Origin of the sequence: Stomatobaculum longum, from assembly GCA_000242235.1 — a bacterium.
GTDB lineage: Bacteria > Bacillota > Clostridia > Lachnospirales > Lachnospiraceae > Moryella > Moryella longum.
In genome coordinates, this window is sequence record JH590863.1 from 291,434 (window position 1) to 310,902 (window position 19,469).

A 19,469-nucleotide genomic window follows, 5' to 3' on the forward strand; every position below is an offset into this window, starting at 1 on the left:
TGCAGACAGCTGTCAAAAGACAGCTGTCTTTTTTGTACGAAAAATTACGAAAGCTCCAAGGAAGTGTGTTGCGGTTTGTAGGAAAGCCATAAATATAAAGGCGTATCAGCTTTGAGAATTGGAATAAACATTGACACAAATATGTACAAAAGTTAAAATAAGTATATTGTAACTGCAACTAAGTGGTGAACTTCGGTCAAAACAGATAGGAGGTCGGAATGAGCTGTCGGTGTGAGGATATACGCCGTTGCAAGGCAGAGCGCATGCGGCTGGAGGCATGCTATCACAAGTCAGTGTCCTTAAGTAATCTGCTGGGCGGAGAACGGGAGGCCGGTGATTCCATTCTGGCGAGGGAAAAAGAGGCTTTCTATGTGTCGGATTATCTGCGGGAGCAACTCTGGCAACGGCTTCGTGGCATTACGAACGAGGAATTTGAGCGCCACGCGGACCTGAATCTCTCCATGCGGAACTGGATGGAGCAGTTGCGGCAGGAAATCGAGGACCTCGAAGCGGAAGATGAACGCTACCACGAGGATGAGGACGATGACGACTGAAGAACGCGGGCAGGAGGAACAGGAGCGCAGGCAAAAGAAGCGGATAAAGCGCATCCTGCTGCCACTTTTGGCGCTGTGGCTGGCAGTGCAGCTGGGAAAATGCATCTATCGGGAGGAAAGACGACGCCTCGGGTATGCCCATGCCGTGGAACAGTACATGAACCGGAAGTATCGGAAATTCGGGGATCGTTTTCGCTTTTATTTTGAAAATGAAGAAAGACCGAATGGCGTGAGCACTGTGAAATTCTATTCGGAGAAGTTTCCGGACGGAGCCGACTATTGTTATTATCCGATTGAGCGGGATTACTGGTGGGATGAAAACGGCGCGCACTACCTGGATAACTATATGTGTCTATGGTATCAGAAAAAGATGTGGGAAGCTTATGTCCCTTTCTTTGATGAGGCCTTTGGGAAGGGGCAGTATACGATATCCGGTGGTGCCATACTGATGCCGGACTGGCAGGATTACGGACCGGAAACCGGATTGGAGGAATACCTCAATACAGCAGAGAGTTTTTCGATTGCACTGGATGTAAAGGGCGATTTTACAAAAAGCGAAGAGGCCATAGAGATTCTGAGAAAACGCATGGTAGAGCGCAATTGGGGGTTACAGCTATATATCAGTTATGTTGATCAAGATGGAAATGAAATTGCCTATGATAGAGTGGGTATTAATACCTATTCGATTGAGCGAGTTAAACTGGACTAGGATTATAAAAATGCCGAGATGAAGGAGAGATGGGAACATGTCAGCGCCGGTATATAGCAGACATAGAGCAGAAAGTTATTTCGAGGAGAAATCATGACGACGGAAGAACGCGGGCAGGAGGAACAGGAGCGCAGGCAAAAGAAGCGGATAAAGCGCATTCTGCTGCCGCTTTTGGCGCTGTGGCTGGCGGTGCAGCTGGGAAAGTGTGTCTATCGGGAGGAAAAACGGCGCCTCGGGTATGCCCATGCCGTGGAACAGTACATGAACCGGAAGTATCGGAAATTCGGGGATCGGTTTCACTTTTTTTTGGAAAATGAAGAAAGACCGAATGGCGTGAGCACTGTGGAATTCTATTCGGAGAAGTTTCCGGACGGAGCCGACTATTGTTATTATCCGATTGAGCAGGATTACTGGTGGGATGAAAACGGCGCTCACTACCGGGATAGCTATATGTGTCTGTGGTATCAGAAAAAAATGTGGGAAGCTTATGAACCTTTCTTTGATGAGGCCTTTGGGAAGGGGCAGTATACGATATCCGGTGGTGCCATACTGATGCCGGATTGGCAGGATTACGGACCGGAAACCGAACTGGAGGAATACCTCAATACCGCAGAAGGTTTTTCGATTGCACTGGATGTAAAGAGCGATTTTGCAAAAAGCGAAGAGGCCATAGAGATACTGAGAAAACGCATGGTAGAGCGCAACTGGGGATTACGGCTATATATCTGCTATCTTGATCAGGATGGAAATGAAATCGCCTATGATCGAGTGGGTATTAATACCCACTCGATTGAGCGGGTTAAACTGGACTGGGATTATAAAAATGCCGAGATGAAGGAGAGGTGGGAACATGCCGGAGAAACTGCTGAGTGAAGAAGAACGACTCAATCGTGCAGAGTTGCAGGTTCATACCTGTGATTTGGTTCTATACATGCCGCTCGAGAAATTGAATATCGAAAAAAGAGAATTTGCAAACAAGCCGATTTCGATACAGGAAATTGTTGACGATATCGATGAGGGTCTTGCAAGAGATTCCAACTTCCTCAGCGAGGCCGAAAAGCACGAATTTGCCACCCTGAAGGCCTGCATCAGCGAGGAGAAGGGTTATCCGGAACTCGGGAAGATTAAGGTCTCGAACATCAGCTGCTATATGAATAAAAAAATGCTGAGGGCGCAGGGACTTTCGGACAGAGAAATCACGCATATGACCAGTACGGATTACCAGCTGAACGCTGTCTTTCAGTATGAGGGCAGCGAGGCGCAGGGGTTTAAGCAGGGGTATCGCATCGGGTTTCGCGGGACGACGGCGCGGGACTGGCATGATCATGCGAACAACTATGCACTCTGGACGGGGCGCTGTGAGCACGGCGACAGGACATTTGAGGCGGTTTCCTCGATGACGGTTCCGACCATGCAGTACCTCGAGTTGCTCCACGATGCGCCCGGTGTAGATCCCAGGTTTCAGCGGGAATTTCGAAACGATCGGGTGGAAGTGCTGGGGCAGTCGCGCGGCGGGCTCATGGCGGAGATGGCGGTTTGCATCTACCCCGAGTGGATTCCCCTGGCCTATGTGATTGATGCGCCCCAGACCTCCCCGGAATTTGTCGAGGAGGTGGTATATCAAGACGGCATGGCGGCATTTCAGAGTTACCGCGATAAAATCGTGCTGATTCGCGGGAGCAACGATCCGGTCAGCGCGCTCGGGTACAACCCGCGTTACGGCTATATCGCCGGTGAGTGTGTGGTGCGGCAGTGCGCGGATTATAATATGCTGGAGGCGCTCCTGGATCCCTTCCACGACCATTATCCGGATGCCTTTCTGGTCGAGGGGCCGGACGGAAAAATGCGGGTCGCGCCGATTGCGGCGGAACCGGACGGACCGGTACATGTCCTGGTGCGGAAAATTTCCGAGCGCATTATGCTGGAATTGAGTCAGGAAGAACGGGAACTTGTCATACAGGCGCTCATGCTGCTCGCGCAGGAGTTCATGGGCGGCGGCAAGCGCGGCGCCGATGACGTAAAGACGGCGGCCGAGAATGCGAAAATCATTGAGGAGGGCATGACGCTCTTTTTCCGGATTGCCGAAGAGGTGATTCAGGAGGAGGGACTTTTCGACGGATGCAAGGAAGAGTTAGAGCGGGATCTGGACAGCCTGAGAAGCAGACTGCAGAAAGAGAATCCGATGTTTGCGGAGTGCCTCGACTATGCGGTGCGAAGGGCCTTTCAGGCGAGTCAGACCAGATTGCTGCTTTCGCTTGCGGAGGCGGATAAAGAGGCGGGATGGGACAACGCGATGCGGGAGCTTTCCGCCTTTTTCGCCTTGAAGCGGAGTATTCTCGGAAGCGGTATGCTGCTCAGCGCCTCGGTATTCGACTATTTTGTGCTGGAGAAGCATTCCCTCAAGGAGCTTCTCGAGATTAAACTGGGACAGTACAAAAAACTCGCGGAGAATTTCCGGAAAAGGCTTAGGATGAATCGGTTCGGCGCAATTGTCACAAACGGCATCGAGGACGGCCTGCAGAGGGATCTGGATGAGTTGAATGCGAATCTGGCGGGGGCGTTGACGACTGCCTACACGCTGCACGGCTTGCAGAGCAAATATTTTAAGAAGAAAAAAGACGGAAAAGACGCGAAAAGCGCCGAGACAATGCCGGACGGCATCGGCCTTCGGGATGCGCTCGAAATCTGGTCGCTCGCTGTGCTTCGGAAAGGAGCGAAGGGCAAGCCGGGCGAGACAAAGAAGCTGGATGAGCTGCAGAGTTTCTGCAGAAAGAACGCGGCGGCGTGCGGCCAGATGGCCGGTCTCACCTGCGGCATGCTGGCGGAGGACCTTAAGGTGCTGAAGGCACATCCGGTGCTGCAGGCGCTGAAAGAGCAGAATGAAGTGGGGGCACACGACATTGAGGGCAAGATAGCGGCCGCAGAGGAGAGCAATGCACGTCTCGGCGAGGTCTTCGGGAATCTGGCGGACAGTATGGAACTCAAACTGCCGCCGCTCGGCAGCCCTATGCCGCGGCGCCTATCGCTCGAGGCATTTCCCGCGATGCCGCGGGATCCGCTCGCGGTGCGAAGCGGAAGGCTCTCGATCGATCTGGAAAAGTCGAACGAAGTGATAGGACTTCTGGACAGTTATATTGACCGCGCGGAACAGCGGGAAGCGGCGCTCCGGGAGCTCTGGGCAAAGCTTCGCGGCATCCGCTTCGGCTTCGGGGTATGCTCAAATCTCGAGGATATGATGGCGGTAACGGACAAGCGGCGCGAGCAGTTTGCAAAGCACCGGGATCACATCGCGGAATTCCGGCAGCACTGTGCGGACTGGGACAGTGCCGCAAGCGCAGCGATGCAGGCAGAGATTCTGAAGAGGAAGAGGCTATGAGGATACGAAGAGGGGGCAAATACGCGAGATGTGCGGCGGCGCTCTGCCTGCTTGCGGTCCTAGCGCTTTGCGGCTGTCAGAAGAAGCAGGCGGCTCTGCCGCCGGATTTCGGGGGCAAAAAAGTGCTTCGCGTTGCGGTGGTGCAGCCCGGCGCTTGTCTCGATGTGCAGCGCACGGACAATCCGGAAGTTTCTCTGATTGCGGATGAGGTCGCGGAGGGTCTGTTTCGCTTTACGGACGAGCGCCTGCTGGAGCCTGCGCTTGCGGAGGATTTCCCGGAGATTTCGGAGGATGGGCTTGAATATCGCTTTGTCCTGAAGCCGGGGCTCTGTTTTTCCGACGGTACGGCGCTGACCGCAGAAGATGTGCGCTTCAGCCTGACGAGACTATTGTTGCCGGAGACAGCATCGCCCGCGGCAACGTATTTTTCGATGATTGACGGAGCCGCGGAAGTGCAGCGCGGGGAGAGCTATGTGCTTCGCGGCATCACGGTGCAGGATGACAGACATTTCACCGTACGGCTGCAATATCCCTATGCGCCCTTTTTAAAGAATCTCGGGCTCTCGGCAGCGGCTGTGTATCCGAAGGCAGCCTGCGAGGCGGCGGGTGATGGCTGGGGCAAACAGGGGAAACTGCTCGGGGCGGGCCCGTTTTTGCTGAAAGAGCAGGGGGACAGGGAGTGCGTTCTGGTCCGGAACGAGAAGTACCACGGCACCGCGGCCAAGCTGGATGAGCTCCGCGTGCTGTACTATAAGAATGACGGACAGCGCCTTGCCGCATACCGGCACAACAAGGTCGATTTTACGGCAATCAATGCGGCGCAGTACCGGCGTTGCAAAAAGACTTTGGAGGATGAAGTGCACATTCACCATCCGGTCGCACTGATTTCGCTGCGCATGAATCCGCGCAGTGCAAAACTGAAGAACAGTCGGCTCCGCTGGGCTATGACCGTAGGGCTGGCTCGCAGGCGCTGCATTGACAAGGCGCTTGACGGCGCGGGGCTGCCTGCGAGCTCCCTGCTGCACATCCGTGTGCCGGGGCACAACAATGCAAGAAATCAGAATTATTACGACTATAAGAGAGCAAGAGAGGCGGTCGAGGAGGCGGGCTATTACGGCGGGCAGATTACGCTCACCGCGGTGGTGCCGCGGCAAAATATGAAATTCATGCGGGAAGTGAAGCGGGAGTGGGAAAAGGTCGGCATAGGCTTGAAGCTCGAGGGGGCAGACGAAGCGCGCTGTGCGGAAGCACTGACCGACCCGCAGGTGGATCTCGTCTGGCAGGAGAACTGGTATCCCTATCCCGAAGGCGATCAGGCGCTGTATCCCTATTTCCACAGCGCGAATTTGCCGGCGGATGCGCTCTTCGGGCGAAGCGACGAGGTAGATAGTTGGCTCGATGACGCGAGGCGCGAGCCCTATGAGCCGGACCGCGCTGTTTTTTACGCGAAGGCGGATACGCTGCTCTCAAAGGATGACTGCACGGCCATACCGCTCTACTATCCGCAGCGGCAGTATCTGATGAAACCTTATGTCAAAAAGCAGTGGTCGGGAAATCTGATTTACCATTTCTGGGATACGGATATCGAAGAGACATCGCAGGAAGCAGCAGAGCCGTGATGCAGCGTGCGCCGAAATATTCCGGGCAAGACCCGGAAAAGATGCTATACTGGCAGGCATAGCGGGACCGTGTCATGTTTGCCCGCGTGTCAAAGGAGAATAATGCAATGAGAATTATCATGCGCCAGCGTCTTTTGTCGATTCTGGATCACTATGAGATTTTTGATGAGGCAGGGCAGCTGCTCTTCAAAGTCAGCGGGAAGGTTGCGATTGCGCCGGAGCTTCGCATTCAGAACGCCGAAGGCGAAGAACTCGGCTATACAAAGTTCGAGATGTTTCACCTCTTGCCGCACTATAATTTCTTCGCGGGTGGCGAGAAGATAGATCGGATGGCCAAGAAAGTCACGCTCTTTCGCGCGCGTTACGAATTGGAGGAGTCCGGCTGGACGGTACAGGGCAACTTCATGGACCACGAATACCAAGTGACGGATGCGGAAGGCAGAGAGATTGCGAATATCTCCAAGGCTTATCTCAAAGTTCGCGACACCTATGCGATTGATGTGCCGGATGAGAGAAATGTGCTCCGCGTGCTGATGACTGCGCTGATTGTCGATTCGGTACAGCATCCGGAACACTGACGAAGGTCGGAAAAGCTTCACAGAAAAGATATGGAAAAAAGTGGAGAGGATTGCTATACTATAGCGACAGGACATCCAGTCCTGTCGCTATTGCTGTTTGATAGCGCTTGAGAGGCAGCAGGCTGCCTCGGAAAGGAGATCATCATGGATATCAACAATCTGACCAAACTCGCCGAGCTCTTCAAGCAGTACCCGTTCTTAAAGGATGAGCTTGTCAAGTACAGCGACAAGTTCGCGGCGCTCAACAACCCGCTCGCAAAGGCGGTTGTGAGCCAGGTCAATCTGGAGCAGGTGTCGCAGACTTCCGGTCTCGATGTGAACACACTGATTGCGAAGATCAAAGAGATCATCGCAGCCCACCAGGCGTAATGCGGGCGGGCAAGAGAGCACTCAGCCTCGCAGCTGCGGGTTTCATGGGGCTATGCCTCATGGCCTGCAGCTCTTTTCATAAGAGCGGGCGCGTGAGTGAACCGGTTGAGATCAATTTACAGGAGGAGAGCGGTCAGGCGGAAGTGCGGCAGGCGCTCAGCGATGCCGGGATACCGGCGGAGGACAGTCAGGAGTTTTTTCGCGAGGTGGAGCGCTTTCAGAGCGCGGTCGGCGATGCCACGGATGAGGATGTGATGGCAGACCGCTGGGAGAAGGCCTATCCCGACTTTGTCGGAACGAATTGCCGGATTACCGCGTTCATGCTCGCGCGATCTCTCGTCAAGGTCGAGGGCGGCACGGCGCCGGCGGAGAGCGCCGATGAAAATTTGTTCCTGGATCTCGAGGCAATCCGAAAGGCACCGGTAGAACTCTGGAGCGGCGGAGACAACGGCAAATTTGAGCGTCTCTTTGCGGAAGTGCCGGCGGCCGATACCAAGGACACGGGCGTACAGTGCGAACAGGTGCAAAAAGCCTGGAAGGAGCGAGGCATTTCCTTTGCGGACGGAAAAGCGAGCATCGTCACGGTCTGGCTGCACTCGAAACTCACGCCGGAAGAAAATATTCTGTTTCCGGGTCATGTGGGGGTCCTGGTGTCGGAAGACAGCGGAAAGCTCCTGTTTGTCGAGAAACTGGCGTTTCAGAAGCAGTACCGCGCGCTGCGCTTTGAGAACCGCGCGAGCTTAAATGCCTATCTCATGGGACTCTATGATTTGGATGAGAACCAGCCGACGGCACACACCTTCCTGATGGAGAACGATCGGATGATGCAGGAGTATCGCGTTTTGAAGAAGGGGGCGTGAGGAAAATCGAAGAGAAGACCTTTCGCGTCGGGCACTTGGAACTGCTCCTCGAGGCCGTCATTGCCCGCGCGGGCCTGGTAAAGACAGAAGTCACGGACTGCAGGGCAGAGCGAAACCGCGTCGCCTTCCGGATGGGCGGGCACAGTTACCGCCTGTTCGTCACACAGTATGAGGACGATGTATTCGGGGAGACAGTGACCTATCTTTTGTTTGACGAGACGAATGCGCTCCTCGCGCGGGCTTCGTCCAAGCTCTACCATTTCGAGATCGATGGCAGGCACTTTGAACAGCTGGTGCCGGAGGAGCTCTCCTGTGAGCTCTGTACCGGCGGCTGCCCGGACTGTCTGAAACTGCGGCAGCAATAAAATTCTGGCAAATACTACACAAGCATCGTGCGTTGTGCTAAGATAACTTTTGCAAATTGACGAAATGCCCCCTGCCGGGCATCTTATTTTTTGTGAGGAGGAATGGTATGGCTCAAACATTGAAATACTTACAGGAAATTTTGGCAATTCCCTCTCCGACCGGCTTCACGAAGGAAGTGCAGGAGTACCTGCTTGCAAAGACAAAGGAATTCGGTTTCCTGGTGAAGCATACGGAAAAGGGACTGGTCATTGTGACAGTGAAGGGCAAGGACGATGAGCACCAGCGCATGGTGACGGCGCATGTCGATACCCTCGGCGCAATGGTGCGCGCGGTGAAGCCGAGCGGACGCTTAAAGCTCGCGCAGATCGGCGGCTATCCCTGGAACATGATTGAGGGAGAGAACTGCCTCGTGCACACGGCCGACGGCAAGAAAATCGGCGGCACCATCCTGATTCATCAGACCAGCTGCCATGTCTATAAGGACGCGGGCACAGCCGAGAGAAACCAGGACAACATGGAAGTGCGTCTCGATGAGAAGGTGACGAACGAGGCGGAAACCAGAGCGCTCGGCATTGAAGTCGGCGACTTTGTCTCCTTCGATCCGCGCACGCTGATTACCGAGAAGGGCTTTGTGAAGAGCCGTTTCCTCGATGACAAGGCGAGCGCTGCGATTCTCCTTGACATTCTGGACCGCATTCACAGCGAGAAGCTTGCGCTGCCGTACACGACACACTTTGCATTCTCGGTCTATGAGGAAGTGGGCCACGGCTGCAACTCCTCGATTCCGGAGAAGGTCGTCGAGTTCCTGGCTTGCGACATGGGCGCGATGGGCGACGATCAGCAGACCGATGAGTACACGGTCTCGATTTGCGCAAAGGACAGCTCCGGCCCCTATCACTACGCATTCCGCCAGAAGCTCGTGAACCTCGCAAAGGAAAAGAAGATTCCGTACCGCGTGGACATCTACCCCTACTACGGCAGCGATGCTTCCGCAGCGATGAACGCGGGCGCGGAGATTAAGCACGCGCTGCTCGGCGCAGGCATTGAGTCGAGCCACTCCTATGAGCGCACCAACAAGGAGTCGATTGATGCGACCGAGGCTCTCGTGATGGCTTATCTCGAGAGTCCGCTGGTGGAAGACTGAGAGCAGTCCGAAAAGAACAAGCGTAAATAGCGAACATAAAAGAGAGCTTTCCGCTGCGGCGGGAAGCTCTTTTTTCGCTGTGAAAAATACTTGACTCTTACCTTGGCAGAGCAACATTACTCCCCAACCCCATGAACAATCGATTGGCTGTGCATGATAAAAAACCAATGACAAAATGACGGAAATAAAGTCTTGCCATTCCGTAAAAACTCTGATTGTTTATTGACAATAATGTGCCTTGAGTATATATTGTGTATATACGGAATACACAGTTGAGGTGCGAAATCATATGAACATAATTGTATCCAATTCATTGGATGTTCCGCTGTATATACAGATCAAAGAACAGATTAAGGAAGCGATTTTAAAAGGTGAGCTGGAGGATGGAGAACTCTTACCATCCATTCGAAACTTTGCAAACGATGTCCATGTAAGCGTCCTGACGATTCGCCGTGTCTATGAGGAATTGGAAAAAGAGGGTTTTGCTTTCAGTCAGGCGGGCAGAGGAACTTTTGTCTCAATGGGCAATCCGGAACTGCTTCGGGATTTCAAACGACGCATCATCGAACAGGATTTACAAAAGGCTGTTCATAACGCGAAGCTGTTTGACATTGCAAAAGATGAGCTGTATGCGATGGTGGATATTTTGTATGAGGAGGATTAGCCATGGACAATATTCTGGAAGCGAATGGTCTTGTGAAAAGGTATCCGACTTTTACGCTTGATAGCATTTCTTTTTCCTTGCCGGAGGGATGTGTCACCGGCTTCATCGGAGCCAACGGTGCAGGGAAAACCACGACGATACGTTCCATTCTCAATTTGGCACATAAGGAATCTGGGACAATAAAGATTTTTGGCTTAGACGCGGACAAGCATGAACGGGAAATCAAGGATCGCCTGGGCATCATCATGGATGGCAGCTATTTCTATGACGGCCTGTCCATGGAGGATATGAAAAGCATTGTTGCTCCGGCCTATTCCAAATGGAGTGATGTCGAGTACCGCATTTATATGGAAAAGTTCGATCTTGACCCAAAGCAAAAGATTTCTACACTCTCCGGCGGGATGAAAATGAAATTTGCCCTTGTGCTGGCGCTTTCCCATCAGGCTGAACTTCTGATTATGGATGAACCTACAAGCGGACTTGATCCACTTGTGCGAAGGCAATTCCTGGAAATTATCATGGACTACATGAAAAACGGAGGAAAGGGAGTTTTCTTCTCAACACACATCACCTCTGATTTGGATAAGGTCGCAGATGTACTTATTCTCATTGACGGCGGGAAAATTGTATTTCAGCAGAGTAAAGATGAGCTCCTTGATACATTCCGCATCGTGAAAGGCAGTGTCGCATTACTAAACGACCGAAACAAAAGGCTAATCAGAAATCTGAAGATCTCAACTTATGGATTTTCGGCATTAACAGATCGGATTGCGGACGTCAAAAAAGAAATGCCGGGCGTGTTGTTTGAAAAAGCAAGCATTGAAGATATTATGCTCGCGTATGTCGGAGGGAAGAGTGATGGTCGCTAATCTTGTGAGAAAGGACTTTTTGTTGGTAAAAAAGATGGCAGCGGCGTTTTTAGCTGTCAGCATTCTCGTTCCGATTATCTTGATGGTTAATGCAGCACAAATGGCGGGGATTGAAATAATATCCTGTTTATACATGGTCATTTTGACAGAGATTCTTTTTATGCAATCTGTTGCAATGGAAGAAGAAAAGAGCCCAAAAGCAGTAGCGCTTCTTTGTGCAGCGCCATATTCCCGGAAAAGCTACATTATCGCCAGATACCTCTGTTATTTAATCTTCTATGGCGCAAGTCTTGCTATTTACTCAGTTATCGCAGCCGTTTATCCTCGGTTCAATTTCTTGAATGTTACGGAAGCTCTGACGGTCTTTTTGATCAGTACTGTTCTTTACGGCATATATACTCCGATTATGATCAAATACGGGGCTACAAAAGGACAGCTTGTGATTTCTGCTGCTATATTGCTTGTTTCAATGGGACCTACTTTTCTTGTACGCTTATTTCACCCCGATTTGCATCATATCATAGAGTTTCTGCAAGGTTCGTCAAATCTTATGACTGCAATTGTTGTCGGCATTTCCGGCGTTGTAATATTTACGCTGTCTATGATCTTGTCTATCCGTATCTTTTCCCGGAAGGAGCTGTGAACATCTTTACTGATTGATGTCAAGGAAAGGGGATTAACATGTCAAAATTGAAGGTGTCAAATGAGATTTATTTCCTCGGAGCCATTGCGGTAATAGCCTTTCTGTTCTGCGTCTACAATTTGGTCAATCTCCTGTTGATTCAAAATAAATCAGCAACAACAACCGGCACAATTATATCCTATACGACTGCAGTTCCGAGCACGACTGCTTTTCACAATTCAAAATGGGCACAGCTTACTTATAAGGTTAACGGGAAACAGTATGTCTCTCAAAAAAGCATACAAGTTCCGTTTTCCTCTGAAATTGGAAGCACCGTGCAGCTTCGTTACGATACACAGCACCCGGAAAGGTTATATAGTTTTACCCCGGCAAGAATTCTGATCTCGCTCGGAATAACGGCTGTCTGCATAATTGCCATTGTATTTAGGCTAATCTAAGCGATGGAAGTATGGATATCTGCTATTTTTTGAAACCGGGACGTTGAATAACTTGACTGAAAGTCGCAGCCCGTCCGCGCATAAAAATTGGAAGGCTCTTTCGCGATAGCGCCAAAAAGCAGTAAGTCTTGAAAAAGATTTGCTGCTTTTTTTGTATCCATCTTAGGAAAACCGCATCGGCTCATCGCCTGAAGTGCAGGAATAAAAATGGAAACCTTGCGAAACCTTGTACTGACAAAGAAAAAGGAACGGTGCGGGATGCAGACCAATGCCCGGTAAGACGTGCATCGGATATTACTGCTGTAAACGGCTTAAGTAAGAAGGTCTGTATCGTTTTCGGTATACTCTCGCACCTAACGGCATTTGAAGCAATCTTCCGGCAGAAGATGAAGAAGCAGGAAGCGCTTTACGAAAGCCGACGCATGGAGCTGTCCCGTTCCGAAGCTGCGGAATGCCGGCCTGTTTTAGGGTGACAGCATTGAAGTGATGATTCATCCGAAAAAAAATTTGAAAAAAATGATATAACCATTGACATTACATCTACCGCGTGATACAGTGTGCTTGCGAGATGAAATCAAAAAGATTACAACAAAAAGTCAACGCGCAGATTTTTGAGGAGGATACGAACATGACAAACAAAGAAAAAGCACTGGCTCTTATCAACACATTCGCAAGCGGAGACAGCGAGAAGGCGAAGGAGCTTCTTGCTCCCGGCTACATTCAGCATAACCTCGCCTATGGCACCGGCGCGGACGCATTCGTAGGCAGCGTTGCCTACCTCGCAAGCGATCCCGTAAAGACCACCGTCAACAACATCCGTGCTTTTGAGGATGAAGACAAGGTCTTTCTGCAGACCGTCTACAACTTTGCCGGAGCCGGTGAACAGGTCGCTTTCGACATCTTCCGCTTCGATGCCGACGGCAAGATTGCCGAACATTGGGACAACCTCGCAGCAAAGGCTGAACCGAATCCGTCCGGTCATACGCAGGTTGACGGATACAATTCTTTGGAAGACCTCGATAAGACCGAGGAGAACCGCGAGCTCATCAAGAACTTCCTCAATGATGTCATGCAGGGGAAGGCTCCCGAAAAAACGCCTTCCTACTTTGACGGCGATACCTATATCCAGCACAACGCAGGCATTGCGGATGGTCTTTCCGGTCTCGGCGCGGCGCTTGAGGCTCTCGGCAAGCAGGGCATTCAGATGATTTACGATACCGTGCATCAGGTTCTTGCCGAGGGGAACTATGTTCTGGCAGTTTCCGAAGGAAGCTTCGGCGGCGCTCCCACTTCTTACTATGACCTGTGGAGAATCAAGGACGGCAAGATAGCGGAGCACTGGGATGTCATGGAAACCATCGCTGAGAAAGATACATGGCAGAATCAGAACGGTAAATTTTAATATAGCTACCCCAATTACATCCGTTTGGATGTAGAACGGAAGGCAATCCAAAAACTGACGCAAGCGGGGCTCCGGAACAGACAAGTTTCGGAGTCCTTTTCAAAGGAGATGCCGGTTATGACCGCAAAAAGCTATCTTGAATATATCGTCAGAGAAATACACACCACAATCGTAGCGACCGTTGATGATGAAGGCTTGCCCGTTACGGCAGCCATCGATATGATGGCTGCGGATGAGCACGGCTTATATTTTCTGACGGCGAAAGGCAAGGGGTTTTATGACCGCTTGGTCAAGCGGCAATATCTTGCGCTGACGGCCTTGAAGGGCGAGGATACCATGTCCTGTGTGGCGGTATCCGTTCGCGGTAAGGTGCGTGAACTTGGGAACGAAAGAATACCCGAATTGTTCGAGCTGAATCCCTATATGAAAAAAATCTATCCGACAGAAGAATCCATGCAGGCACTGACGGTGTTTCAAATTTATGAAGGTAGCGGCGAGTGCTTCGACCTGTCGAAGAAGCCGATAGAAAGAACTTCCTTTACCTTTGGGGGAGCAGAGAAAAGAGCAGAGGGGTATTTTATTACCGACGCCTGCATCGGTTGCGGAAGTTGCGCGGCGGTCTGTCCGCAGAACTGCATCTTGACAGAGCGTATTCCTTATGTAATCGAGCGGGAACACTGTCTGCATTGCGGGAACTGCCTGACGGCCTGTCCTGTCGGTGCGGTGGAAAGAAGGGCGCACACTGTCCCGGGGACAGCGGTTTTGCGCCGAACGGAGTGAAACGGAGACAAGCACATGAGCGAGAAAATGACACAGAATCAGCGGCTTGACTACCTGGTAGAAGAATTCAAAGCCGATTCCGATGAATATAAAGACTTACAGACACCGGCGGATACGGACGGGAAAAGACGCATTCTTCGATCGCTGATGAATATCCGTATGCCGCGAAGAATGGACGAAGCTGTCCTCCGCATTCAGGACGAGTATTTGAAAGAACGTATCCGTGAAAACGGAATTGTTAAGCTAGCGGACATTCCTGTGATACGGGACGGCATTTCCGTCTGGCAAGGCGATATTACACGGCTTGCCGCAGACGCCATCGTGAACGCGGCCAATTCGCAGATGCTCGGCTGTTTCATTCCGATGCACACCTGCATCGACAACTGTATCCATACCTTTGCAGGCGTGCAGCTTCGAGCCGAGTGCAAGCGTCAGATGAACCGGCTGCGGGAAAGATACGGCAGAGATTACGAGCAGCCTACCGCTGTTCCGATGCTGACGGACGCATATAACCTTCCGGCTAAAAAGGTCGTACATATTGTGGGACCTATCGTCCGATATGAGCTGACGCCGAAATTAGAACAAAACCTTGCAGACTGCTATCGGAACACACTGAATATGTGTGTGGATCATAATCTTGTGAGCGTGGCCTTTTGCTGCATCTCCACGGGTGTATTTCATTTCCCGAATAAGCGGGCAGCGGAGATTGCGGTACAAACCGTGAGCAAGTGGATGCGGGAGCATCCCGGATGTATGGAAAGGGTAGTCTTCAATGTCTTTCAGGATGAGGACAAAAAATACTATGAAGAACTTGTGTGATGAAATGCCGAACGGTTATTCGGAGAGCATCCGGCAGGGACTTGCTGCGGTAAGGTGCTTCGGTGGGCGTATGTCTTTCGAAACAGGGACAAAGGAAGAGAGAATTGCAAGACTGAAACAGGAAATCGAGATGTCGGACGCCATCGTAATCGGCGCCGGCGCAGGGCTTTCCGCATCTGCGGGACTCACCTACAGCGGGGAGCGATTTGAAAGATACTTCTTCGACTTTGCAAAGAAGTACGGTATTCACGATATTTACACCGGAGGTTTCTACCCCTTCCCCGATGCGGAAACACGCTGGGCATGGTGGGCAAGGCATATCTATTTCAACCGTTACATAGAACCGCCGAGACCTGTCTATCGGAAGCTTCTTACGCTTGTGAAAGACAAGGACTATTTTGCGATTACCACAAATGTGGATCATCAGTTCCTGAGAGCGGGCTTTGATCAAAAGCGTCTTTTCTGTACGCAAGGGGATTACGGACTTTTTCAGACCGTGGACGGCAGGAACGGCAAGACCTATGACAATGAGGAATGGGTAATCAAAGCGATGGCGGCACAAGGTTTTGTGAAGGATGCGGATGGCGTGTTCCGGGTGACGGAAGACGGAAAAATAACAATGCGTATCCCGGCAGAGCTTATCCCGAAATGTCCGGATGACGGCGCGGATCTTACCATGAATCTACGCGCCGATGATTCCTTTGCGGAGGATGCGGGATGGCACAGAGCGTCCGCGGCTTATTCCGATTTTCTGCACAGGCACGAAAATCTCCGTGTGCTTTATCTTGAACTCGGCGTGGGAGGCAATACGCCTGTCATTGTGAAATATCCGTTCTGGCAGATGACGCTGGCAAACAAAAACGCGGTGTACGCTTGTGTCAATTACGGCGAGGCGTTTTGTCCCCGCGAGATCGCGGACAGGAGCATTTGCATTGACGGGGATATTGGAGAAGTGTTAGAGCTTTTATGAGAGTCTTTTTACATTTTGATTTCTGCGCTGTGCCGTTCCGGAATGTGAATCGGAGGTCATTCTTGCCTCTTGCCTATGCGTGTGGGTGGTTTTGCCGAAGCTCTCGCGATCGTAAATAGGCGGGGATTCCGTTCATGGAAGCTGAAGCAGCGGCGGGGGCAATCCCGTAGAGTGCTGCTATGTCTTTCAATTGATACTGGAGCGCGGTAGCCGCTTCCTGTTATAATGGCAGCGTTATCGGGAAAACTTGGGAGGAAAGCGCGATGAATGAATTTCAGAGACAGTATATCGAATGCTCGAAACGCTACCGGGAGAAAGAGGATGCTGACAGCGTGCGCGCACTCTATGCGCTGAAGGAGAGCCTGGAAGCGGAGAGTGCGCCGGAAGCCAAGCGCGTGCTGGTCGATGTCTACGATCTCCTGGACTTTAAGAAGAGCGCCTATGAGCTCTTTTCCGCCCTTGCAAGTAAGAGCGATCGAAAGGACTTAAAGCGTCTCGGAAGCCTCAAGGAGTACGCCGAGAATTGGGGCGATACCTTTGCGGTCAAGTGCCCGAAGACACCGGCAAAGATCAAAGAAGAGAGCAAGCGGGAGGAAGGACTCCCGTTTTTCCGCTACCACCCGCATCCGCTGGAGACCGGTGTGTTTCAAGAGGTAAAAGAGGAGATTTCCTGTGATTGCTGCGGAAAGCCGACCAAGATTTATTATGAAGGCCCCTTCTACGGCTTTCACGCGGACAGTCATTTTTGCCCGAACTGTATCGCGAGCGGAGAAGCCGCACAGAAATACGACGGGGAATTTCAGGATCCGTTTTCCGTCGATGAAGGGGTTTCGGATCCCGCGTGTCTCGATGAGCTGATTCACCGCACGCCCGGTTACATCGGCTGGCAGCAGGAGCACTGGCGCGCGCACTGCGGCGATTTCTGCGCCTATCTCGGCGATGTGGGCGCCAAGGAGATGAAGCTACAGGGCGTGCTCGAAGAAGTACTGGAAGACCCCATGTGGGACGAAAACGAAAAGCAGTGGATACGGGAGTCCGTGAACGGCGGCTCCATGCAGTGCTACCTGTTCCGCTGCCTGCACTGCGGAAAGCACATGGTCTGGATGGATTTTGACTGAGGCGCCGGGCAAGCGAAATGTGACCGGCCGGAAAGAAGGAAGTATGATGTATATCGCGCACGCGGATTCACCTGTCGGAGCGCTGACTCTCGCGAGCGCCGACGGCGCGACACTCTCGGGGCTCTGGATTGACGGGCAGAAATATGACCGCGCCCTTTTGAAAGAGGAGACTGTGCGGGAATGCGAGACAGACAGCCTCGCAATCTTTCGGGAGACCGCGCGCTGGTTAAAACTCTATTTTTCGGGACAGGAGCCGAATTTTTACCCGCGGCTTTCATTCAGCGGTTCCGAGTTTCGAAAGGAAATTGCACGGGAGATGCTCTCGGTCCCCTACGGGCGTACCGCGAGCTACAAACAGCTCGCGGAGAGCCTTGCCGCGCGGCAGGGAAAAAGCTATGTGTCGCCCCATGCGACCGGCGGCGCGGTCGCGCATAACCCCTTGCTCATTCTGATCCCCTGCCACCGCATCATCGGTGCGGACGGGCGCCTGACCGGCTATGCGGGCGGACTCGAGCGGAAGAAATATCTGCTCGCACTCGAAGCGGGGCAGTTGTGAAAGCGGAATGCGGCACCTTAAGAAAGTTTAACTGTTTTGTTATTTTAAAATAGTAAAAATTAGGATATAATAACGGAAGTTTCTTGGTATCAGTGGAAGCACAACAGAAAAACGGGGAAAAGAGAAGGGAGTTCGGCATGAAGATGAGACAGAAGACAGTGTTACTTTCACTTTCTCTGGCGGCGGCGCTGGCGGTTTCCGGCTGCGGCGGCAAAAAGGATGCGTCGAAATCCGGCAATCAGAGCACTGCGGCAAAGGCGGAGACTTCCGAAGCTTTGAGTAGCGAAGCGGCGAAGGCGAGCGGAGGGACAAGTGCATCCGGCGGGACAACTGCGGCAAGCAAGGCGAGCGAAGAGGACAGCAAATTCCCGACCGAGGTGAGAGCGGCGTTCACGGAGCTCCGAGACGTCAACTACGACGAGAAGAAGAGCAGCGCAAAGAAGCCGGAGGGCGAAGTCCTGACACTCACTTCGGGCCCCGTCACGGCGGAACTTCCGGCCAAGGGCTTTCAGCGCTCCAACGATCCGGAACAGGCAAATTACGAGGTCTGGGCTGTCACAGAGGACGGACAGGGACGCGCCGCGACGATCACGCTCGATGTGACGGCGGGGCAGGGACCCGGTGTGCGGCGCGGCGCAGATCGCGTGCGCTCGCTCGAGATAGGCTACAGCTACCAGGATTACTCGGACATGAAGGCCAAGGTTATCAACGTCGGCAAGCAGAAGTGGATTCGTCTCTCCTATCGCTCGGACAGAGGAACGGGGAAGAGCCGGGTGGTCCGGGACTTTGTCGACTACATCGGCTTTCTCGCAAACCGCGAGGTAGTGCTTCGCTTTGAATACGGCACGACTGCGGAGGAATACAGGGGAAGAACCGAGTCTCCCTTCACCGAGGAACTGATGGAGCAGATGGTGAAATCCATCGCGACGGTTCCGGTGAAAGAGTATAACCCGGCCGGCATCGACTTAACGCCCTATGTCGACAAGGCAAACGTCAAGCCGAATACGGTGACCGGTGTAGAAGAATTCATGCAGCCGGTGCCGCTCAGCCTCGATGCGGGCGAACTCAAGAAGATGCGGAAGGGCGTCAGGGTGCTCGGCGATGCGTATCTGCAGAAAATGAAGGAACTCGACTTGAGCGCGGTGGACGACTGCTCGTCGTTCAGCGGCGAGACTGTGGTACTCCACGGCAACGAGGACAATGAAAGCATCTCGATCCGGCTTCCGGTACAGTTTAACTCGAGCAAAAACGGGCCGCTCTATCACCGGCACCTGAATGTTGCGGACTACAACACCGAGTCCTACATCGAGGTCACGACCGAGGTGAACAGCGGAAACGCGCTCGAGAGATCCATTTTCAGCGCGAATGCGTACATCTCCCAGTTTATCGAGGCCGAGCAGGTGGGCGTTCAGGTCTACGGCGACAAGCCCTTTTTTGTGACTCTGCAGCTGGATAAGAGCACCGAGCCCTTCGGGAAACTCCTCAAGAAGAAGGCAATCCTCTGCGTGCACAACACGCTGGTCACGGTGGCGTTTGTGGGGCGCGGAGAGGAACTCACTTCGTTTACGGAGGGAGAAATCGAGGTTCTCAAGTCGATTGCCGTAAACGGAACCGGCGAATAAGAGTTTCGCTTGCA

General features: G+C 52.4%; 22 protein-coding genes. All 22 read left to right on the top strand.

Annotated elements, in window-relative coordinates:
- Positions 1 to 218 precede the first annotated feature (218 nt).
- Positions 219 to 554 (top strand): hypothetical protein, encoded by a 336-nt coding sequence (locus tag HMPREF9623_RS07135; RefSeq protein WP_009533223.1) that lies wholly within the window; start codon positions 219 to 221, stop codon positions 552 to 554.
- Positions 544 to 1,263: a hypothetical protein gene (locus HMPREF9623_RS07140; protein ID WP_009533224.1), complete on the top strand. Its 720-nt coding sequence runs from the start codon at positions 544 to 546 to the stop codon at positions 1,261 to 1,263. Before HMPREF9623_RS07135 ends, HMPREF9623_RS07140 begins: the two co-directional genes overlap by 11 nt.
- A gap of 93 nt (positions 1,264 to 1,356) precedes the next feature.
- Positions 1,357 to 2,136: a hypothetical protein gene (locus HMPREF9623_RS07145; RefSeq protein WP_009533225.1), complete on the top strand. Its 780-nt coding sequence runs from the start codon at positions 1,357 to 1,359 to the stop codon at positions 2,134 to 2,136.
- A complete protein-coding gene (locus HMPREF9623_RS11660) occupies positions 2,114 to 4,639 on the top strand; it encodes a hypothetical protein (protein ID WP_009533226.1) in 2,526 nt (841 codons plus the stop codon). The genes HMPREF9623_RS07145 and HMPREF9623_RS11660 overlap by 23 nt, the downstream gene beginning before the upstream one ends.
- Entirely contained in the window at positions 4,636 to 6,258 is a 1,623-nt protein-coding gene (locus HMPREF9623_RS07155; RefSeq protein WP_009533227.1) for an ABC transporter substrate-binding protein, read from the top strand. The genes HMPREF9623_RS11660 and HMPREF9623_RS07155 overlap by 4 nt, the downstream gene beginning before the upstream one ends.
- A gap of 74 nt (positions 6,259 to 6,332) precedes the next feature.
- The gene (locus tag HMPREF9623_RS07160; RefSeq protein ID WP_083826787.1) at positions 6,333 to 6,836 is read left to right on the top strand and encodes an LURP-one-related/scramblase family protein; all 504 of its coding nucleotides are present in this window, start codon (positions 6,333 to 6,335) and stop codon (positions 6,834 to 6,836) included.
- Between the two features lie 144 nt (positions 6,837 to 6,980).
- Positions 6,981 to 7,205, top strand: coding sequence for a DUF1858 domain-containing protein (locus tag HMPREF9623_RS07165; protein WP_009533229.1), 225 nt, complete (start codon positions 6,981 to 6,983; stop codon positions 7,203 to 7,205).
- A 92-nt stretch (positions 7,206 to 7,297) separates the two neighbouring features.
- The gene (locus HMPREF9623_RS07170; RefSeq protein WP_242822163.1) at positions 7,298 to 8,065 is read left to right on the top strand and encodes a DUF4300 family protein; all 768 of its coding nucleotides are present in this window, start codon (positions 7,298 to 7,300) and stop codon (positions 8,063 to 8,065) included.
- A complete protein-coding gene (locus HMPREF9623_RS07175) occupies positions 8,062 to 8,430 on the top strand; it encodes a hypothetical protein (RefSeq protein ID WP_009533231.1) in 369 nt (122 codons plus the stop codon). Before HMPREF9623_RS07170 ends, HMPREF9623_RS07175 begins: the two co-directional genes overlap by 4 nt.
- A gap of 107 nt (positions 8,431 to 8,537) precedes the next feature.
- Positions 8,538 to 9,575: a M42 family metallopeptidase gene (locus HMPREF9623_RS07180; protein ID WP_009533232.1), complete on the top strand. Its 1,038-nt coding sequence runs from the start codon at positions 8,538 to 8,540 to the stop codon at positions 9,573 to 9,575.
- Positions 9,576 to 9,864: 289 nt separating this feature from the next.
- A complete protein-coding gene (locus tag HMPREF9623_RS07185) occupies positions 9,865 to 10,239 on the top strand; it encodes a GntR family transcriptional regulator (RefSeq protein ID WP_009533233.1) in 375 nt (124 codons plus the stop codon).
- A gap of 2 nt (positions 10,240 to 10,241) precedes the next feature.
- Positions 10,242 to 11,108 (top strand): ABC transporter ATP-binding protein, encoded by an 867-nt coding sequence (locus HMPREF9623_RS07190; protein ID WP_009533234.1) that lies wholly within the window; start codon positions 10,242 to 10,244, stop codon positions 11,106 to 11,108.
- On the top strand, positions 11,098 to 11,751 hold the full coding sequence (locus HMPREF9623_RS07195; RefSeq protein ID WP_009533235.1) for an ABC-2 transporter permease: 654 nt from the start codon (positions 11,098 to 11,100) through the stop codon (positions 11,749 to 11,751). The genes HMPREF9623_RS07190 and HMPREF9623_RS07195 overlap by 11 nt, the downstream gene beginning before the upstream one ends.
- 38 nt (positions 11,752 to 11,789) lie before the next feature.
- Positions 11,790 to 12,188 carry a DUF3592 domain-containing protein gene (locus HMPREF9623_RS07200; RefSeq protein WP_009533236.1) on the top strand — a complete coding sequence of 133 codons (399 nt, stop codon included), beginning with the start codon at positions 11,790 to 11,792 and terminating at the stop codon, positions 12,186 to 12,188.
- Positions 12,189 to 12,316: 128 nt separating this feature from the next.
- Positions 12,317 to 12,661: a hypothetical protein gene (locus HMPREF9623_RS11500; protein ID WP_154646135.1), complete on the top strand. Its 345-nt coding sequence runs from the start codon at positions 12,317 to 12,319 to the stop codon at positions 12,659 to 12,661.
- A gap of 155 nt (positions 12,662 to 12,816) precedes the next feature.
- Positions 12,817 to 13,590 carry a nuclear transport factor 2 family protein gene (locus tag HMPREF9623_RS07205; protein WP_009533237.1) on the top strand — a complete coding sequence of 258 codons (774 nt, stop codon included), beginning with the start codon at positions 12,817 to 12,819 and terminating at the stop codon, positions 13,588 to 13,590.
- A 117-nt stretch (positions 13,591 to 13,707) separates the two neighbouring features.
- The gene (locus HMPREF9623_RS07210; protein ID WP_009533238.1) at positions 13,708 to 14,370 is read left to right on the top strand and encodes a 4Fe-4S binding protein; all 663 of its coding nucleotides are present in this window, start codon (positions 13,708 to 13,710) and stop codon (positions 14,368 to 14,370) included.
- Positions 14,371 to 14,385: 15 nt separating this feature from the next.
- Positions 14,386 to 15,189, top strand: coding sequence for a protein-ADP-ribose hydrolase (locus HMPREF9623_RS07215; RefSeq protein WP_009533239.1), 804 nt, complete (start codon positions 14,386 to 14,388; stop codon positions 15,187 to 15,189).
- A complete protein-coding gene (locus HMPREF9623_RS07220; protein WP_009533240.1) occupies positions 15,173 to 16,159 on the top strand; it encodes an SIR2 family NAD-dependent protein deacylase in 987 nt (328 codons plus the stop codon). Before HMPREF9623_RS07215 ends, HMPREF9623_RS07220 begins: the two co-directional genes overlap by 17 nt.
- A gap of 263 nt (positions 16,160 to 16,422) precedes the next feature.
- On the top strand, positions 16,423 to 17,277 hold the full coding sequence (locus tag HMPREF9623_RS07225; protein ID WP_009533241.1) for a CbrC family protein: 855 nt from the start codon (positions 16,423 to 16,425) through the stop codon (positions 17,275 to 17,277).
- A gap of 43 nt (positions 17,278 to 17,320) precedes the next feature.
- On the top strand, positions 17,321 to 17,833 hold the full coding sequence (locus HMPREF9623_RS07230) for a methylated-DNA--[protein]-cysteine S-methyltransferase (protein WP_009533242.1): 513 nt from the start codon (positions 17,321 to 17,323) through the stop codon (positions 17,831 to 17,833).
- Positions 17,834 to 17,970: 137 nt separating this feature from the next.
- A complete protein-coding gene (locus HMPREF9623_RS07235) occupies positions 17,971 to 19,455 on the top strand; it encodes a hypothetical protein (RefSeq protein ID WP_009533243.1) in 1,485 nt (494 codons plus the stop codon).
- Positions 19,456 to 19,469: the final 14 nt, after the last annotated feature.

What these genes read in the sequence shown, in the direction of transcription:
- HMPREF9623_RS07215 (WP_009533239.1), top strand. Translation starts at nt 14,386, where the DNA reads ATGAGCGAGAAAATGACACAGAATCAGCGGCTTGACTACCTGGTAGAA.
- HMPREF9623_RS07225 (WP_009533241.1), top strand. Translation starts at nt 16,423, where the DNA reads ATGAATGAATTTCAGAGACAGTATATCGAATGCTCGAAACGCTACCGG.
- HMPREF9623_RS07140 (WP_009533224.1), top strand. Translation starts at nt 544, where the DNA reads ATGACGACTGAAGAACGCGGGCAGGAGGAACAGGAGCGCAGGCAAAAG.
- HMPREF9623_RS07235 (WP_009533243.1), top strand. Translation starts at nt 17,971, where the DNA reads ATGAAGATGAGACAGAAGACAGTGTTACTTTCACTTTCTCTGGCGGCG.
- HMPREF9623_RS07190 (WP_009533234.1), top strand. Translation starts at nt 10,242, where the DNA reads ATGGACAATATTCTGGAAGCGAATGGTCTTGTGAAAAGGTATCCGACT.
- HMPREF9623_RS07145 (WP_009533225.1), top strand. Translation starts at nt 1,357, where the DNA reads ATGACGACGGAAGAACGCGGGCAGGAGGAACAGGAGCGCAGGCAAAAG.
- HMPREF9623_RS07210 (WP_009533238.1), top strand. Translation starts at nt 13,708, where the DNA reads ATGACCGCAAAAAGCTATCTTGAATATATCGTCAGAGAAATACACACC.
- HMPREF9623_RS07165 (WP_009533229.1), top strand. Translation starts at nt 6,981, where the DNA reads ATGGATATCAACAATCTGACCAAACTCGCCGAGCTCTTCAAGCAGTAC.
- HMPREF9623_RS07160 (WP_083826787.1), top strand. Translation starts at nt 6,333, where the DNA reads ATGTTTGCCCGCGTGTCAAAGGAGAATAATGCAATGAGAATTATCATG.
- HMPREF9623_RS07205 (WP_009533237.1), top strand. Translation starts at nt 12,817, where the DNA reads ATGACAAACAAAGAAAAAGCACTGGCTCTTATCAACACATTCGCAAGC.
- HMPREF9623_RS07185 (WP_009533233.1), top strand. Translation starts at nt 9,865, where the DNA reads ATGAACATAATTGTATCCAATTCATTGGATGTTCCGCTGTATATACAG.
- HMPREF9623_RS07135 (WP_009533223.1), top strand. Translation starts at nt 219, where the DNA reads ATGAGCTGTCGGTGTGAGGATATACGCCGTTGCAAGGCAGAGCGCATG.
- HMPREF9623_RS07230 (WP_009533242.1), top strand. Translation starts at nt 17,321, where the DNA reads ATGATGTATATCGCGCACGCGGATTCACCTGTCGGAGCGCTGACTCTC.
- HMPREF9623_RS11660 (WP_009533226.1), top strand. Translation starts at nt 2,114, where the DNA reads ATGCCGGAGAAACTGCTGAGTGAAGAAGAACGACTCAATCGTGCAGAG.
- HMPREF9623_RS07195 (WP_009533235.1), top strand. Translation starts at nt 11,098, where the DNA reads ATGGTCGCTAATCTTGTGAGAAAGGACTTTTTGTTGGTAAAAAAGATG.
- HMPREF9623_RS07155 (WP_009533227.1), top strand. Translation starts at nt 4,636, where the DNA reads ATGAGGATACGAAGAGGGGGCAAATACGCGAGATGTGCGGCGGCGCTC.
- HMPREF9623_RS07220 (WP_009533240.1), top strand. Translation starts at nt 15,173, where the DNA reads ATGAAGAACTTGTGTGATGAAATGCCGAACGGTTATTCGGAGAGCATC.
- HMPREF9623_RS07180 (WP_009533232.1), top strand. Translation starts at nt 8,538, where the DNA reads ATGGCTCAAACATTGAAATACTTACAGGAAATTTTGGCAATTCCCTCT.
- HMPREF9623_RS07200 (WP_009533236.1), top strand. Translation starts at nt 11,790, where the DNA reads ATGTCAAAATTGAAGGTGTCAAATGAGATTTATTTCCTCGGAGCCATT.